This is a genomic window from Spirillospora sp. NPDC000708, assembly GCF_040299565.1.
GTDB lineage: Bacteria > Actinomycetota > Actinomycetes > Streptosporangiales > Streptosporangiaceae > Spirillospora.
Genome location: NZ_JBEPCJ010000029.1, coordinates 36,584 through 52,275, shown reverse-complemented (window position 1 = coordinate 52,275; position 15,692 = coordinate 36,584). Strand labels below are relative to the sequence as shown.

Sequence of the window (15,692 nt, the reverse complement as noted above, 5' to 3'; positions counted from 1 at the left end):
TCGGGGAGTGCGCACCGATGTGGCCGGGCCGCCCCGGAACCTAGGTTCGTCCTGGTGAGAGCGGGTTTCCCACGGAGGGCGAGCATGACGACGATGACGGCCGAGGCGACCGCGGTGGCGGTGCGCCTGGAGTCGGTCACCAGGACCTACGGCGCGGTGCGGGCGCTGGACGACGTCACCTGGACGTTCCCGCGCGGCGGGTTCACGGCGGTGATGGGGCCGTCGGGCTCGGGCAAGAGCACGTTCCTGCACTGCGCGTCCGGCCTGGACCGGCCGACCGCCGGGACGGTCCGGATCGCCGGGACCGACCTCGGCCGGCTCGGCGAGGCGAAGCTGACCCGGCTGCGCCGCGAGCGGATCGGGTTCGTGTTCCAGGCGTTCAACCTGATCCCGTCCATGGACGTGGAGCAGAACATCACGCTCCCGCTGCGGCTCGGCGGCGCGGAGCCCGATCCCGCGTGGCTGGAGGAGGTGGTGCGCCGGGTCGGGCTGGCGGACCGGCTGCGGCACCGCCCGGCGGAGCTGTCGGGCGGGCAGCAGCAGCGCGCCGCGGTCGCCCGCGCGCTGATCACCCGCCCCGAAGTGGTGTTCGCCGACGAGCCGACCGGCGCGCTCGACCCGCGGTCGGCCCGCGGCGTGCTGCGGCTGCTGCGCGAGGCCGCGGACCTGACCGGGCAGACGGTCGTGCTGGTCACCCACGATCCGCTGGCCGCCGCGACCGCCGACTCGGTGCTGTTCCTCAGCGGCGGCCGGATCGTCGACGAGCTGTCCGCGCCCTCCGTCGCGGCCGTGATGAACCGGTGGGAGTCACTGTGAAGAGGCTGGAAGGGAAGGGCGCGTTCGCGGGCGTCTTCGCGGCGCTGCTGTTCGCGGCGGTCCTGGTCGGGGCGTGCGGGGTCTTGCTGGAGTCGGCGCTGCGCGCGCACGCGCCGGTGGACCGGTACGCCGCGGCGGACGCGGTCGTGACGGGTCCGCAGAAGGTGACCCAGCGGATGAAGCGGGTCGGCGACGATCCGGAGACGCAGAGCAGGCCCCTCGCGGAGCGCGCGCGGGTCCCGGTCGCGGCGGCCGGTCCGCTCCGGTCGGTGCCGGGCGTACGGGCGGTGGTCGCGGACGTGTCGTTCCCCGTCCTGACGTCCACCGGGCGCGCGGTGACGGGCCACGGCTGGGAGTCGGCCGCGCTGCGGCCCTACGAGCTGAGCGAGGGCCGGGCGCCCCAGGGGCCGGACGAGGTGGTGCTGAGCCGTTCGGCCGGTGCCCGGACGGGCTCGACCGTCCGGTTGCAGGCCGGCGGCGCGCCCCGCGCCTACCGGGTCACCGGACTGGTGTCGTCCGGACCCGCGGCGGCGTTCTTCACCACCGCGACCGCGACGGCGTTGAACGGGCACCCCGGGCAGGCCGACGCCCTGGCGGTGCTCACCCACGGGAAGCCGGACGCGGCCGCGCTGCGCAAGGCGGCGCCCGGCCTGACCGTCGCGACCGGCGCGGCGCGCGGCGACGCCGAGGACCGCGCCGTCGCCACCGCGCGGCCCGACATCGTGGAGATCGCGGGGTCGTTCGGCGGCGTCGCCGTCATGACCGCGCTGGTCGTCGTCGGCGGGCTGATCGCGCTGTCGGTGCGGGAGCGGGGGCGGGAGTTCGCGCTGCTGCGCGCGGTCGGCGCGACGCCCTGGCAGGTGCGGGGGCGGCTCGTCCGGGAGACCGCGCGCGCCGCCGTTCCGGCCGGGCTGATCGGCGGCGTCCTGTCGCTCGGCGCGGGCGCGGCGATGCACGCCGCGATGATCCGCAAGGGCGTGCTCCCGGACGGGTTCGGGCTCTCGCTCACCCCGCTGCCGGCGCTGGCCGCCCTCGCCGTCACGGTCCTCGCCGCGACCGCGTCCGCGCTGCTCGCCTCGCTGCGCGTCTCCCGGATCCGCCCGGTGCAGGCCCTCGGCGAGTCGGCCGCCGAGCCCGCGCGGCTGCCCCGCTGGCGCGTCGTCACCGGCGTGGTCCTCCTCGTCGCCGGCGCGAACGCGCTCGGGGTCGCGGCGGTCACGACCGGGCCGACCGCGAGCGCCTCGCTCGGCGGGCTGGTCATGGCGCTGATCGTCTCCGTCGCGCTGCTCGGGCCGCTGCTGGCCCGGGCCGGCGAGCGGGTCCTCGGACGCGCCGCCGCCGCGCTGTCCCCGGTCGCGGGGCGGCTCGCCCGGCACGCGGCGAGCGCCGCCGCGCTGCGCGCCGGCTCGATCATGACGCCGGTCGCGCTGGCCATCGCGTTCGCCGGCGTGCAGCTCTTCGCCCAGTCGACGATCGCCCACGCGACCACCGCGCAGTTCGCCGCCGGGAACCGCGCCGACCAGGTCATCGTGGCGAGCGGGCCGGGGCTGCCGCAGGGAGCGGCCGACGCCGCGCGGCGCGTCCCGGGCGTCACGGCCGCGACGCCCGTCAAGCGCACCACGGTCGTCATGGCCGTGAAGGAGCTGGGCGAGAAGAACCTGCGGTCGCTGACCGCCCAGGGGGTGGGCGCGGACGCCGCCGCCACGATGGACCCCAAGGTCGCCTCGGGCGGGTTCGGCGCGCTGCGCGGCGACGCGGTCGCCCTGAGCCGCGACGTCGCGGGCGGCCTCCACGCCGGCTCCACCACGCCGCTGTGGCTGGGCGACGGCACGCGGATCGACGCCCGGGTCGTCGCGGTGTACGAGCGGGGGCTCGGCTTCGGCGACGTCCTCCTCCCCCACGACCTGGTCGCCGCGCACTCGTCCACGTCGCTCGACGACCACGTCCTCGTCCGCGGGGACGCCGACCTCCGGTCCGTGACGGCGGCGTACCTCGGCGCGCAGGCCGTCGACCGCGACGCCTTCGGCGCCCGGCTGTCGGACGAGACCAGGCTGCAGGGGTTCATCAACTACGTCGTCGTCGGCGCGATCGCCGGGTTCATCGTCATCGGGCTCGTCACGACGCTGGCGCTGGCGACCGCGGCGCGGCGCCGCGAGTTCGCGCTGCTGCGGCTCGTCGGCGCGACCCGCCGGCAGGTGCTGCGGATGCTGCGCCTGGAGGCGCTCATCGTGCTCGGCACCGGCGCCGCCGCCGGCTCCCTCATCGTCGCCGTGGTCGTCCCCGCGTTCGCGACGGCGGTCACCGGGCTGCCGCTGCCCGCGGTGTCCCCGCTGACCTGCGCGGCGATCCTCGCGACCGTGGCTGGCTCCGGCGCCGCCGCCATCCTCCTGCCGGCCCGGGCGATGCTCCGCCGGCGCAGCTCCCCGAAACTCCCGTGAAAGGCGCGCACATCATGAACGGCACCGGCAACACCGCCCGCTGGACCCTGTTCGGCCTGTTCCTGGCCGTGAACGTGGTCTCCAACATCACGCTCAAGGGCACCTGGCTGGAGATCCCCGTCAGCGTCCTCACCGGGCTCGGCGTCCTCGCCGTCGTCCTCGACTACCTCCTGCGCGGCCGCCGCCGGGAACGCTGACACCCCGTGCGGGCCGCCCCGGCCGACCGAACCTCCGGCTCGTCCCCCGGGCGGCCCGCACCGCCGTTACCATCTCGGAGTGCCAAGATCCCGTTGGCATGCTCTGTACCGGAACGGCGTGAAATGGATGATGTCGAGATCCGGCGGCACCTGCCGGGCAACCTCCCGCAGCTGTTCGCCGACGGCGCGGACGGCGCCGGCCCGGGCGCGGACGGCGCCGCCGGGCGGACGCTGTCGGTGTCGCTCCCCGAAGGGGACGTGGTGTGGCCGGACCCCGGCTACCCGCAGCGGCAGTCGCTGATGCGGCCCGCCTTCTGGCTGAGCGACGAGCCCGTGCACGGCGAGCTGTGGGGCCGGCTGCGCGCCGAGCACTCCCGGTCCGGCCTGTGGCCGCTGCTGCTCGACGAGACCGACCAGCCGTGGGCGTCCGGGCAGATCGCGCCGGAGCCGGTGGCGGAGATCGGCAACTACTCGCCCGACGCGTTCCTCTACGAGGTGTGGGCCGACTGGGCGGAGCAGGCCGCCGACGAGGACCACGACGACCTGGCCCCGTTCGGGCGACACTGCCCTGGCCCCGCCCCCGCCGGCACCCTGCTGGACGATCCGGACGCCGTCGCCGACCGGTACGCCCGCGCCCTCGGCGCGCGGGGACCGTCCCTCGGGCTGGTCGCGGTCGAGCGCGGCGCCGACGCGATCGCCGCGGTGGGCTGGCAGGGCGCGCTGAACCACAACGAGTGGACCGCGCCGCTCGCCGCCGTCCTGCGGGGCTGGGAGGAGCGGTTCGGCGCGCGCGTCGTCGGGCTCGGGTTCAACACGCTGGACCTGAGCGTCGCCGCGCCGCCCGTGACGACCCGCCACGCGGTGCACGTCGCGGCGGAGCACTGGGCGTTCTGCCCCGACATCCTCTTCCAGGGGCCGGGCACCCTCGCCGGCTACGCCGAGGAGATCCGGGGCAAGACGCACTGGTCGTTCTGGTGGGACTAGAGGCGCGCAGGCCGCGCAGGCCACGCTAGCCGCGCGCGCCGAGCATCCGCAGCGCCAGGTGGGCGGTCAGCGCGCCGACCTCCTCCGGCGAGCGCGGCCCCTCGGGGCGGTACCAGCGGCAGACGTCGATCGCCAGGGACGACATCGCGCGCGCGGTGCCCTCGATGTCGGCGACGTCGAACGCGCCCGCCGCGGCGCCCGACCGCACCTCCTCGCGCACCAGGGCGCGGACGCGGCGCCGGATCGCGGCGATCCGCCGCGCGTGCGCCGCGTCCAGCGCGCCCAGCTCGTTCTGGATGACGCGGGCGGCGCGGTGGTGGCGGGCGTGCCAGCGCGCGAACGCGTACATCAGCGCCCGGACGCGCGCGGCGTGCCCTTCGACGCCCCCGACCGCGCTCTCCAGTTCCGCGAGCACGGACTCGTGGACGGTCAGCGCGATCTGGAACAGCAGGTCCGCCTTCGTCCGGTAGTGCACGTAGAGGGCGCCGGCGCTCATCCCGGCGCCGGCCGCGATGTGCCGCGTCGAGGTGCCGTGGTAGCCGAGTTCGGCGAAGGAGTCGACCGCGGCGAGCAGCAGGCGGCGCGACGCGTCCGGCGCGACGCCCGCCCACATGCCGCCGTCGCCGTCCGCGGAGCCGCTGCCGGGAGCCATGCGCAGAAGCCTAAGCGATCGCTCAGTACACTGGGCCCGCACTTCGCACCATTCCGGGAGGATCCGCATGCGGCGCACCGTCTTCGAGGCCGACCACGAGCTGTTCAGGGAGTCCGTGAGGGAGTTCGTCGAGCGGACGCTCCTGCCCCTGGACGAGGACATCCGCAATGAGCGGATGCTCAGGCGCGAGGTGTGGCTGGAGGCCGGCCGGCAGGGCTTCCTCGGCATGCAGGTGCCCGAGGAGTACGGCGGCCAGGGCGCCGGGGACTTCCGCTTCAACGCCGTGATCGGCGAGGAGCTCGCCCGCGTGGCGGTCGCCTACAACTCGATCGTGTCGATCCACATCGACATCTGCGCCCCATACCTGCTGGAGCTGGCGACCGACGAGGCGAAGAAGAAGTGGCTGCCCGGGTTCTGCACCGGCGAGCTGATCACCGCGATCGGCATGACCGAGCCGTCCGGCGGGTCCGACCTCGCGGCGCTGAAGACCACCGCGGTCCGCGACGGCGGCCAGTGGGTGATCAACGGCTCGAAGACGTTCATCACCAACGGCGGCCACGCCGACCTCATCATCGTCGCGGCCAAGACCGATCCCGCGCGCGGCGCGAAGGGCATCACCCTGTTCGGCGTCGAGGCCGGCACGCCCGGTTTCAGCCGCGGCACGAAGCTCGACAAGGTCGGCCAGCCGGAGGCCGACACGTCCGAGCTGTTCTTCGAGAACGTCCGGGTGCCGGACTCCCACATGATCGGCGAGCTGAACCGCGGCTTCATCCACATGATGGAGCGGCTCTCGCAGGAGCGGCTCTCCTGCGCCGTCGCCAACGTCGCGCACGCCCGCGGCGTCCTGGACGAGACGATCACCTACGTCAAGGAGCGCAAGGCGTTCGGGCAGCCGATCGGCCAGTTCCAGCACAACAAGTTCCTGGTCGCCGAGCTGATCACGAAGCTGGACGTCGCGCAGGCGTTCGTCGACCAGTGCCTGGCCGCGCACGTGGCGGGCGAGCTGTCCGCGGTGGACGCGTCCAAGGCCAAGTGGTGGAGCTCGGACGTGCAGAACCAGGTCATCGACGGCTGCGTCCAGCTGTTCGGCGGCTACGGCTACATGCGCGAGTACCGCGTGGCCCGCGCCTGGATGGACGCCCGCGTCACCCGCATCTGGGCCGGCTCCAACGAGATCATGAAGGAGATCATCGGCCGCGACGCCGGGCTCTGACCCGCGCCGCCGCGGCCGGCCGCAAGCACCGGCCGCGGCCGGGCGCGCCCGGGTGCGGCCTCAGCCCTGGCGGCGCCTCTTGGACGCCGGCTCGCCGTAGCCCGGCTTCGGGTCGGGCGAGATGTCCTGCTGCTTGCCCCGGTGGATGCGGTCGAGCCGCTCGGCGTGGTGGTGCGGCTGGTGCTTCGGCGCCGAGTGCCGCTGCTTGGACGCGCCGGTGGTGACGTTCCGGGCGCTCGGGGCCTTCCCCTGCTCCCTGGCCTCGCGGGCGGCCTTCCTGCGCTGCTCCACGTTCCCTTCCATCTTCTTGCCGGCCATGACATCCCCCCTGTCTCCGGCCTGCGGTCACCGTCCTACCCGCCCCGTCCCGGAGCCATTCGACCGCAACACCCCATCAGTCGCAGAGCGGGATGAAGCGGACACAAAGCGAGATTCGGTGGCCGCCGTCTCAAAGATGTGATGTTTTAGATCCTGCACGGAGGTGCGATGTGCGCTTCTGATCAATAACCTGCGATCATGGCGAATGTCGGGGCACGCGCGGCCAAGTGGCTTGTACGGGGATACATCGCCAGGAAGCAGCGTGCCGGCTTCAATCTCGAGTCGATCCGGTTCCTGCCCAACTCCACGCTGGCGCCGTTGCGCCGCGACGGTCTGGACCCGGTGAGCGACCTCACCGCGATGCGCGAGGCGCGGCGCATCAGCAAGCTGCCGCTCCCGTTCGGTTTCGGCGTCTGGCTGGTGACCGGCTACGAGGAGGCCAAGGCCGTCCTCGCGGACGCGGACTCGTTCAGCAACGACCTGTCCAACCTCGTCGGCAAGGTGGACGTCCCGGCCGGGTTCACGCCCGGCGGGCTGGGGTTCTCCGACCCGCCCGTGCACACCCGGCGGCGCAAGCTGCTGACGCCGGAGTTCACCATGCGCCGGCTGAGCCGCCTCACGCCGCTGATCCACACGATCGTCGAGGAGCGGCTCGACGCGATGGCGGACATGACGGGCCCCGTCGACCTGATGGAGTCGTTCGCGCTGCCCGTCCCGCTGCTGACGATCTGCGAGCTGCTCGGCGTCTCCCACCGCGACCGCAGCGACTTCCAGCGGCTGAGCAGCGCCCGGTTCGACCTGTTCGGCGGGGCGAGCGCGTCGGTCGGCGCGATCTCCGAGTCGATGGACTACCTGCTCGAGGTCGTCCGCCGGCAGCGGGTCGAGCCGGGCCCCGGCCTGATCGGCATGCTGATCCGCGAGCACGGCGACGAGCTCGACGACCTGGAGATCGCCGGGCTCTCCGACGGCGTGCTCACCGGCGGCCTGGAGACGACGGCGAGCATGCTCGCGCTCGGCTCGATCGTGCTGCTGCGCGACCGGGAGCAGTTCCAGCGGGTGCACGACGACGACGAGGCGATCGTCCCGTTCGTGGACGAGCTGCTGCGGTACCTGACGGTGGTGCAGCTGGCGTTCCCGCGGTTCGCCCGCAAGGACACCGAGGTCGACGGGGTGCGGATCGCGGAGGGCGACGTGGTGTTGATCTCGCTGTCGGCGGCGAACCGCGACCCGGCGCTCGGCTCCGAGATGGACGGTTTCGACGCCGGCCGCAAGACCCCGCCGCACCTGGCGTTCGGCTGGGGCGCGCACCGCTGCATCGGGGCGGAGCTGGCCAAGATGGAGCTGCGCGCCGCCTACCCCGCGCTCGTCCGCCGGTTCCCGGACCTGCGGCTCGCGGTGGAGCCGGACAAGCTGAGCTACCGCAAGCTGTCGATCGTCTACGGCGTCAACTCGCTGCCGGTACATCTCCGCTGAGCGCGCGGGCGCGCGGGTAATCGCGAACAGCGCGGGTAGTGCCGGGGCGTGACCTCACTACTGAAGGGCGTCCTGCGCGGCATGGCGGCCGGCGCCGCGGGGACGACCGCGCTCAACGCGACGACCGAAGCGGACATGGCGATACGGGGCCGCCCGGCGAGCGGGACGCCGGCCGCCGTCGCGGGCGCGCTGACCGACCGCGCCGGAGTGCGCCTGCCCGGCGGCGAGCTGGAGCGGGCGAACCGGCTGGACGGCCTCGGCGCGCTCAGCGGCACGTGCACCGGGATGGCGGTGGGCGCGCTGGCCGGAGCGCTGCGCGCCGCCGGGCTCCGGCTGCCCGCCGTCATCGGCGGGCCGCTGCTGGGGGCGGCGGCGATGGCGGCCTCCGACCTGCCGATCGCCCGGCTGGGGATCTCCGATCCGCGCACCTGGACCAGGACGGACTGGGTGTCCGACGCGATCCCGCACCTCGTGTACGGGATCACGACGCATTCCGCGCTCCGCGCGATGTTCCGCGCCGACGAGGAGCGCAAGGCCCTCCGGCAGCCGGCGCCCGACCGCCCTTCCCGCGGCGCCCTGATGCGGGCCGCGGCGCTCGGCGCGGCCACCGGCTGCCGCAGCTCCGCCGGGCTGAGCGCGCTGGCGCTGCGCTCGCGCCGCTACTACCCGGGGCTGTCCGGACGGCTCTCCCATCCCGCCGTCAAGGTGCTGAACGGTCTGTTCACGGTGGCCGAGATGGGGCTCGACAAGCTCCCGTCCGCCCCGCCGCGGACCTCGCCCCAGGGCCTGGCGCCCCGCGTGGCGCTTGCGGCCGTCGCGGCCCGGGCCATGGCGCGCCGCGACGGCATCCGCAGCGGGCCGCCCATCGTGCTCGCCACCGCGACCGCCACCGCGAGCGCCGCGGCCGCCGTCCGGCTGCGCGCGGCGGCCGCCGACCGGATGGGCTCCGACCTGCCCGGCGCCCTCGCGGAGGACGCCACCGCGGCGCTGCTGGGTCAGGTGGGCGCCGCGCGCTGATAAAATGGTCCGGACGAGTGATCCGCAGAGGGAGATCAGCAGTGGCAGGTGACGACGACATCTCCGGGTGATCCCGGAAGTGATCGGCCACCGGTGCGCGCGGACGAGCGCCGCCGATGTGGCCGTCCCGTCGTCGCTTCTCATCCCTGCCCCTGCCGGGCGGCTCCGGTACGCCCGCCGCATCCCATGAGGTCCCTCACGTGTCCGATGCCCGCATCGTCTGCTCCGCCCTGTCCTTCTCCTGGCCCGGCGACGTCCCGGTTTTCCAGGACCTGTCGTTCACCGTCGGCGCCGGCCGCACCGGCCTCGTCGCGCCGAACGGCGCCGGCAAGAGCACGCTGCTGAAACTGATCGCCGGGGAGCTCCGCCCGGCCGCCGGGACCGTCTCGGTCGAGGGCGTGCTCGGCCACCTGCCGCAGACGCTCCCGCTGGACGGCGACCTGACCGTGGCGGACGTCCTCGGCGTCGCCCCGGTGATCCGCGCGCTGGACGCCATCGAGTCCGGCGACGCCGCCGAGGAGCACTTCGCCGTGATCGGCGACGACTGGGACATCGAGGAGCGCACCCGCGCCCAGCTCGACCGGCTGGGCCTCGGCGACGTCGCCCTGGACCGCCGGCTGGACACGCTCAGCGGCGGCCAGGTCGTCTCGCTCGGCCTGGCCGCGCAGCTGCTGAAGCGGCCGGACGTGCTGCTGCTCGACGAGCCGACCAACAACCTCGACATCGACGCGCGGCACCGGCTGTACGGCGTCCTGGAGGACTGGAACGGGTGCCTCCTCGTGGTGAGCCACGACCGGGCGCTGCTCGACCGGATGGACCGCATCGCCGAGCTGGAGCGCGGCGAGATGCGCTTCTACGGCGGGAACTTCACCGCCTACGAGGAGGCGCTGCGGATCGAGCAGGAGGCCGCGGAGAAGGACGTCCGCAGCGCCGAGCAGGAGGTGAAGCGGGAGAAGCGCGAGATGCAGCAGGCCCGGGAGCGGGCGGCGCGCCGGCAGAGCAACGCCGCGCGCAACCTCAAGGACGCGGGCCTGCCCAAGATCCTCGCCGGTGCGCGCAAGCGGCGCGCCCAGGAGTCGGCCGGCAGGGCCGACGGGGCGCACGCCGCGCGGCTCGGCGACGCCCGCGCCCGGCTCCAGGAGGCCGAGCGCGCCCTGCGCGACGAGCAGGCGATCAGCCTGGAGCTGCCCGCCACCGCCGTCCCCGCCGGGCGGACGGTGTTCCTCGGCGAGCGCATGCGGGTCCGCTACGGGGACCGGGACGTCTTCGCCGGGCCCGGCGCGAGCCTGGAGATCCGCGGCCCCGAGCGGGTCGCGCTGATCGGCGCGAACGGCACCGGCAAGTCGACCCTGCTCCGGCTGATCGGCGGCGACCTCTCCCCCGAGGGCGACGGGACGGCGCGGCGGGCTGACGGGCGCGTCGCGTACCTGTCGCAGCGCCTCGACCTGCTCGACCTCGACCGCACGGTGGCGGAGAACCTCGCCGCGTTCGCGCCGGGCGTGCCGGAGGCCGAGCGGATGAACCTGCTCGCCCGGTTCCTGTTCCGCGGCGCCCGCGCGCACCTGCGGGTCGGCGCGCTGTCCGGCGGGGAGCGGCTGCGCGCCACGCTCGCGTGCGTGCTGTGCGCCGAGCCGGCGCCGCAGCTGCTGCTCTTGGACGAGCCGACGAACAACCTCGATCTGGCGAGCTCCGCCTGGCTCGTCGGCGCGCTCAACGCCTACCAGGGCGCGTTCGTGGTGGTGAGCCACGACGAGCGGTTCCTGGCCGACATCGGGGTGAACCGCTGGCTGCGGCTCGCCGACGGCCGGCTGCTGGAGGCCGCGGCGCCCGCCTGACCCCGTCCCGGAGCGGGTCGTCCGGGATGAATGCCTTCTCCGACCGGCGGGTATCGGGTTCCGCATGGCCGTGACCGTCTGAGCCGACCTTCGGGGGGATCATGAAGGAGCACGAAATGGTGTCGGCCGTCCGCGAGACCGGGCGCATCGACACCACCGACCACGCCGAGCGCGCCATCGACGCCACGCTCGCGGTCCTCGGCGAGCGGCTGGCCGGCGGCCAGAGCCGCGACCTGGCCGCGCAGCTTCCGCCCGCGCTGGCCGAGGCGCTGCCGGAGGAGGGCCCCGGGCTGCGCTTCGGGCTGGAGGAGTTCTACGAGCGGGTCGCCGACAACGAGGGCACCCGGCCGCCGCAGGCCCGCCAGCACGCGCGGGCGGTGGTGGCCGCCGTCAAGGCGTCGGTCGAGCCGGGGCTGTTCGAGCACATCATGGCGCAGCTCCCGGACGACTACGACGACCTGCTCGGCACGCAGCCCGTCCAGCACTGACCGGCGGCGCCGGCGGGCGGCACCGACCGCCCGCCGCCCGGCACCGGCCGCTCCCCGTCCTCTACGATGCCGCGAGGGACCGAGGGGACGGGGGCGGCTCGATGCGCGGGCAGGGCGGAACGCCGCGCGGGCGCGGCAGGACGCTGCCCGCGATCGTCGCGGCGGCGGTGGTGCTGACCCTCGGCGCGGACGCCTGGGTGCTCGCGACGGGCCGGGCCGACGGCGGCGGGCATGAGCGGCCGCCCCGCGACCTGGTGTCGGTCGCCAAGGCCGGCGCGCCGGCGGTCCCGGCCGTCGCGCCGCTGACCCGCCGCTACACCCCGCACCTCCTGGTCGCCGGGTCCGCACCGCTGCCGGAAACGGCCGTCGCGCGCGCCCGGCGGCTCAAGGGGGTCGCCGGGATGACCGTCGTGGACGCGGCCCGCGCGCAGGTCGGCGGGCACCGCGTCGGGCTGCTCGGCGTGGACCCGTCGTCGTTCCGGGCGTTCGCGCCCGAGGCGACCGCCGCGTCCGACCAGCTCTGGCGGACGGTGGCGTCCGGCGGGCTCGCCCTGTCGTTCGCCCTCGGGCAGGACGGCGCGTTCCCGCTCGGCACCGTCGTGCCGGCGGGCAGCAGCGCGCACCCGGGCCGGGTGCGGGTCGGCGCGTACGCGTCGCTCGGCATCGGCAGCGTCGACGCCGTCGTCTCGCACGCGCAGGCCCACGCGCTCGGCATGCCCGACGGCAACGCGCTGCTGCTCAGCGCGCCCAAGGCCGACATCCGCAAGCTGAGCGGGCGGCTGAAGCGGATCCTGCCGCGCGGAACGCGGATCGCCGAGCTGAACACGCCGCCGTCACGCGGCCGGAACACGACGCCGAAGAGCGCCCCGCGGATGACGGGCCGCCCGGACGGGGCGCCGGCCGCCCGCACCCCGATCACCGGCGACCTGATGACGCCGGCGATGCGCGGCGTGCTGCTGGAGGTGAACGGGATGTTCGGGCCGTTCCCGACGATCGGCTGCTACCGCTCCACCGGCGACCCGCAGGACCACGGCGACGGCCGCGCCTGCGACTTCATGGAGAGCACGGGCGGCCGGATGCCGAGCGCGTCGGCGCAGCGGCACGGCGACGAGGTCGCGGCGTACGCGGTCGCGAACGCGCGGCGGCTCGGCATTTCCTACGTCATCTGGAAACAGCACATCTGGAATGTGCGGGGCGGCGGATGGCGCCCGATGGCGGACCGGGGCGGAATCACCCAGAACCACTACGACCACGTGCACATCTCGGTACTGCGATAGCGGCCGAGAACCGGCGGTCAGGGCAGTTCCTGCTCGCACCAGACGGATTTCCCGTCGGCGGTGCGGCGGACGCCCCAGCGCTGCGCGAGCCGCCCGACGACGTGCAGCCCCCGGCCCGACTCCGGCATGTCGCCCTCGTCGTCCTGGGGCCGGACGCGGGGGCGGCCGTCGGCGGAATCGAACACCTCGCACACGAGCCCGCCCTCGCGGACCAGCCGCAGGCCGACGCGGCCGCCGGCGTGCCGGATCGCGTTGGTGACCAGCTCGGACACCATCAGGACGGTGGAGTCGGCCAGCTCGTCCAGGCCCCAGCCGGAGAGGCGGTCGCGGACCAGGCCGCGGGCCCGCCGCACGGCGGCCGGCTCGGCGGGCAGCTCCCAGGTGGCGTGGTGGTCCTCGGGGATCCGGCACAGCCGCGCGACCAGCATCGCGATGTCGTCGCGGTGCTGGTCGTCGTAGACGCCGTCGAGCGCGTCCTGGCACAGGTCCCGGAGCGGCCGGGACGCCGCGCCGGGCCCGAAGGTGCGCTGCAGCCGGGCGAGGCCGTCGTCGATGTCGCGGGCCCGGTTCTCCACGAGCCCGTCGGTGTACAGGAACAGCAGCGTGCCGTCCTCGACGGTGAACTCGCGGCTGACGATCGGGCCGTCTCCGCCGACGCCGAGCGGCGGCGCGGGCGGCACCGCGAGGAAGTGGGACGCGGCGCCGGGCGGCGCCAGCAGCGGCGGCAGGTGCCCGGCACTGGCGACCTCGCAGCGGCCGCTGACCGCGTCGTACACCACGTAGGCGCAGGTCGCGAAGTGCGGTTCGCGGTCGCCGAGGGTCCGCATCAGCGAGTCCAGCCGCTCCAGCGCCTCGGCGGGCGGCAGCTCCAGCTCGGCGAGGGTCTGGATCGAGGTGCGCAGCCGGCCCATCGTGACGGCCGCCTTCACCCCGTGCCCGGCGACGTCGCCGACGACGAGCGCGACCCGCGCGCCCGGCAGCGCGATCGACTCGTACCAGTCGCCGCCGACCTCGATGAGCCGGCTGCCGGGCAGGTACCGGTGGTGCACCTCGATCGGGGACGGCGCCGACAGCCCGGTCGGCAGCAGGCTGCGCTGCAGGGTCAGCGCGGTCGCCCGCTCCAGCGAGTACTGCCGGGCGCTCTCCACGTGGCTGGACGCGCGGGCGGCGAACTCCATCCCGATCTCGATGTCGTAGCGGTCGAACGGCCGGTGCGCGACGTTGCGGACGCACACGAAGAAGCCGAGCACCCCCGCCGCCGACATGATCGGCAGCAGCAGCATCGACGAGCCCTTGAGCAGGTCCGCGACCGGCGCGCGCTGCCAGACCTCGGCGAGCCGCGCCGCGCCCTCGCCGCCGAGCGCGGTCAGCTCCGGCTCGCCCGCCTCCAGGCACCGCGCGTACGGGGTGCCCGCCGGGTAGACGACGGACTCGCCGGTCGGGAACGCCGCGTCCCAGGCGGGGTCGCCGTCGTCGAACGCGATCGCCATCCGGCGCAGCGGCGGCCCGGACGGGCCAGCGGGAGCCTCCTCGGCGTCCAGATGGCTCTCCAGCAGCATCAGCGCGCCGGAATTGCAGAAATGCGGGACGAGGACGTCCATCAGCCCGCGCGCCAGCAGTTCCAGGTCGAGCGTGGAGCCGATGCGGGGAAGCCCGTCGTCCAGCAGCGCCCGGCGGATGACGGCGGGGTCGACGAACCGGTCGGCGAGCGGCACCGGGACCCGGACCACCGCCAGCGCGGCGAGGCCGCCCGGCTCGGCGCCGTACATCGGGTGGACGGTGACCACCGCGTCGAGGGTGGCGCCGTCGGCGGTCTCGACCGCCAGCATCGCGGTGCGCTCCCGCCCGTGCCTCACCGCCTCCAGCAGCGGCTCGCGCGCGCCGGGGATCACCTCGTCGAGGGAGGCGCCCAGGAGGCCGTCCGGATTCGCGGCGAGAACGGCGGCGGCGTTCCGCTCGGACTGGAGTATTCTCCCCGAGGAATCCGTGCCGAGAATGAGAATTCGGGTGGACGACTCCATCGCTCGATTATGGGACATGGCGCCGCCGGATGAGGCCGATACGGCGCGGGAGACCGGTCCGGAATTCCGTTAGGGCGGGCCGCCGCCCGCGGAACGCGAACGGGCTCCGCGGGCGGACGGCGAGCGGCCCGCCCGGGGCGGCCGCCCTCCGGTTCCGGACCGGCGGCCGGAGGCGCCGGTCAGCGGCGCGGCCACCGCTCGTCGAGGTACTCCTGCCAGGTCCGCTTTCCGGTCTTGCGGTCCGGGGCGAGGTGGTGGCCCTCCTTGAAGCCGCGCGCCGCCTTGCCGAACAGCGGGAACGGCAGCCGCAGACCGCGCCTGCCGCGCGCCTGCAGATAGGCGCGGGCCATGTCCTCGAGCGCGAGCACCTCGGGGCCGCCCATGTCGTCGACGCGCCGGGCGGGTCCCGGCGCGAGCGCCAGGTCGGCCAGCCGCTCGGCGACCTCGTCGGCGTCCACCGGCTGGATCCGCAGCCCGGACGGCAGCGGCATGAGCCCGGGGACCTTGGTGAGGGCGTCCAGCACCATCGCGGGAAGCGTGTGGAACTGGGTGGCGCGCAGGATGGTGTAGGGCAGCCCCGAGTCCTCGATGAGCCGTTCCACCTCGTGCTTGATCCGGTAGTACGGGTACGGGATCTTGTCGACGCCGACGATCGAGATGTAGACCAGGTGCGGCGCGCCCTGCTTCCACGCCGCGTCGACGAGGTTCCGGGCGGCGGTCAGGTCGTCCTTGTAGTGCCGCCAGTCGCTGGCGCAGTGCACGATGGTGTCGGCGCCGTCGAGGGCCGCGCCGAGCCCGTCGCCGGTCTTGAGGTCCGCCCGATGCCAGGTCACGCCGTTCTCCGACGTCCTGGAGCGCCGGCTCAGCGCGCGCACGTCGGCGGCGTCGGCCGCCGCGAGCCTGCGGGTCAGGGGCGCGCCCAGCGTCCCGCTCGCCCCGGTCACGATGATCATTGGCTCCTCC

At 74.9% G+C, this 15,692-nt stretch carries 14 protein-coding genes; 10 read left to right on the top strand and 4 right to left on the bottom strand.

Features of this window, described 5'->3' with window-relative positions; genetic code table 11:
• The first annotated feature begins 84 nt into the window (after positions 1-84).
• From ABT299_RS21655 to ABT299_RS21640, 4 genes are all read left to right on the top strand, one after another.
• Positions 85-816 carry an ABC transporter ATP-binding protein gene (locus ABT299_RS21655; protein WP_206699941.1) on the top strand — a complete coding sequence of 244 codons (732 nt, stop codon included), beginning with the start codon at positions 85-87 and terminating at the stop codon, positions 814-816.
• A complete protein-coding gene (locus ABT299_RS21650) occupies positions 813-3,254 on the top strand; it encodes an ABC transporter permease (RefSeq protein ID WP_500251787.1) in 2,442 nt (813 codons plus the stop codon). Before ABT299_RS21655 ends, ABT299_RS21650 begins: the two co-directional genes overlap by 4 nt.
• Before the next feature lie 14 nt (positions 3,255-3,268).
• Positions 3,269-3,451, top strand: coding sequence for a hypothetical protein (locus tag ABT299_RS21645; RefSeq protein WP_190856505.1), 183 nt, complete (start codon positions 3,269-3,271; stop codon positions 3,449-3,451).
• A 123-nt stretch (positions 3,452-3,574) separates the two neighbouring features.
• Positions 3,575-4,435, top strand: a complete 861-nt coding sequence (locus ABT299_RS21640) for a DUF4253 domain-containing protein (RefSeq protein ID WP_190856504.1) — start codon at positions 3,575-3,577, stop codon at positions 4,433-4,435.
• Positions 4,436-4,460: 25 nt separating this feature from the next.
• On the opposite strand, the gene ABT299_RS21635 is transcribed toward ABT299_RS21640, so the two are convergent.
• On the bottom strand, positions 4,461-5,087 hold the full coding sequence (locus ABT299_RS21635) for a TetR-type transcription factor C-terminal domain-containing protein (RefSeq protein WP_500251786.1): 627 nt from the start codon (positions 5,085-5,087) through the stop codon (positions 4,461-4,463).
• 67 nt (positions 5,088-5,154) lie between these two features.
• Here ABT299_RS21635 and ABT299_RS21630 point away from each other — a divergent pair, with 67 nt between their 5' ends.
• Complete coding sequence (locus tag ABT299_RS21630; RefSeq protein WP_500251785.1) at positions 5,155-6,300, top strand: acyl-CoA dehydrogenase family protein; 1,146 nt, start codon at positions 5,155-5,157, stop codon at positions 6,298-6,300.
• Between the two features lie 60 nt (positions 6,301-6,360).
• On the opposite strand, the gene ABT299_RS21625 is transcribed toward ABT299_RS21630, so the two are convergent.
• Positions 6,361-6,618 carry a hypothetical protein gene (locus tag ABT299_RS21625; protein WP_190856502.1) on the bottom strand — a complete coding sequence of 86 codons (258 nt, stop codon included), beginning with the start codon at positions 6,616-6,618 and terminating at the stop codon, positions 6,361-6,363.
• 198 nt (positions 6,619-6,816) lie between these two features.
• On the opposite strand from ABT299_RS21625, the gene ABT299_RS21620 reads away from it, so the two are divergent.
• From ABT299_RS21620 to ABT299_RS21600, 5 genes are all read left to right on the top strand, one after another.
• On the top strand, positions 6,817-8,091 hold the full coding sequence (locus ABT299_RS21620; protein WP_387030621.1) for a cytochrome P450: 1,275 nt from the start codon (positions 6,817-6,819) through the stop codon (positions 8,089-8,091).
• 48 nt (positions 8,092-8,139) lie between these two features.
• On the top strand, positions 8,140-9,108 hold the full coding sequence (locus tag ABT299_RS21615; RefSeq protein WP_500251784.1) for a hypothetical protein: 969 nt from the start codon (positions 8,140-8,142) through the stop codon (positions 9,106-9,108).
• Between the two features lie 200 nt (positions 9,109-9,308).
• Positions 9,309-10,943, top strand: a complete 1,635-nt coding sequence (locus tag ABT299_RS21610) for an ATP-binding cassette domain-containing protein (RefSeq protein WP_190856500.1) — start codon at positions 9,309-9,311, stop codon at positions 10,941-10,943.
• Positions 10,944-11,044: 101 nt separating this feature from the next.
• Positions 11,045-11,431, top strand: coding sequence for a DUF2267 domain-containing protein (locus ABT299_RS21605; RefSeq protein ID WP_190856499.1), 387 nt, complete (start codon positions 11,045-11,047; stop codon positions 11,429-11,431).
• A 101-nt stretch (positions 11,432-11,532) separates the two neighbouring features.
• Complete coding sequence (locus ABT299_RS21600) at positions 11,533-12,708, top strand: VldE C-terminal domain-containing protein (protein ID WP_500251783.1); 1,176 nt, start codon at positions 11,533-11,535, stop codon at positions 12,706-12,708.
• A 17-nt stretch (positions 12,709-12,725) separates the two neighbouring features.
• On the opposite strand, the gene ABT299_RS21595 is transcribed toward ABT299_RS21600, so the two are convergent.
• Complete coding sequence (locus tag ABT299_RS21595; protein WP_190856498.1) at positions 12,726-14,729, bottom strand: ATP-binding SpoIIE family protein phosphatase; 2,004 nt, start codon at positions 14,727-14,729, stop codon at positions 12,726-12,728.
• A 179-nt stretch (positions 14,730-14,908) separates the two neighbouring features.
• Complete coding sequence (locus ABT299_RS21590; protein WP_387030634.1) at positions 14,909-15,682, bottom strand: SDR family oxidoreductase; 774 nt, start codon at positions 15,680-15,682, stop codon at positions 14,909-14,911.
• Positions 15,683-15,692 lie beyond the last annotated feature (10 nt).

Excerpts from the sequence above, each read along its gene's own strand:
- ABT299_RS21590 (WP_387030634.1), bottom strand. The coding sequence starts at position 15,682 with ATGATCATCGTGACCGGGGCGAGCGGGACGCTGGGCGCGCCCCTGACC.
- ABT299_RS21630 (WP_500251785.1), top strand. The coding sequence starts at position 5,155 with ATGCGGCGCACCGTCTTCGAGGCCGACCACGAGCTGTTCAGGGAGTCC.
- ABT299_RS21595 (WP_190856498.1), bottom strand. The coding sequence starts at position 14,729 with ATGGAGTCGTCCACCCGAATTCTCATTCTCGGCACGGATTCCTCGGGG.
- ABT299_RS21635 (WP_500251786.1), bottom strand. The coding sequence starts at position 5,087 with ATGGCTCCCGGCAGCGGCTCCGCGGACGGCGACGGCGGCATGTGGGCG.
- ABT299_RS21605 (WP_190856499.1), top strand. The coding sequence starts at position 11,045 with ATGAAGGAGCACGAAATGGTGTCGGCCGTCCGCGAGACCGGGCGCATC.
- ABT299_RS21620 (WP_387030621.1), top strand. The coding sequence starts at position 6,817 with ATGGCGAATGTCGGGGCACGCGCGGCCAAGTGGCTTGTACGGGGATAC.
- ABT299_RS21655 (WP_206699941.1), top strand. The coding sequence starts at position 85 with ATGACGACGATGACGGCCGAGGCGACCGCGGTGGCGGTGCGCCTGGAG.
- ABT299_RS21600 (WP_500251783.1), top strand. The coding sequence starts at position 11,533 with ATGCGCGGGCAGGGCGGAACGCCGCGCGGGCGCGGCAGGACGCTGCCC.
- ABT299_RS21640 (WP_190856504.1), top strand. The coding sequence starts at position 3,575 with ATGGATGATGTCGAGATCCGGCGGCACCTGCCGGGCAACCTCCCGCAG.
- ABT299_RS21645 (WP_190856505.1), top strand. The coding sequence starts at position 3,269 with ATGAACGGCACCGGCAACACCGCCCGCTGGACCCTGTTCGGCCTGTTC.
- ABT299_RS21625 (WP_190856502.1), bottom strand. The coding sequence starts at position 6,618 with ATGGCCGGCAAGAAGATGGAAGGGAACGTGGAGCAGCGCAGGAAGGCC.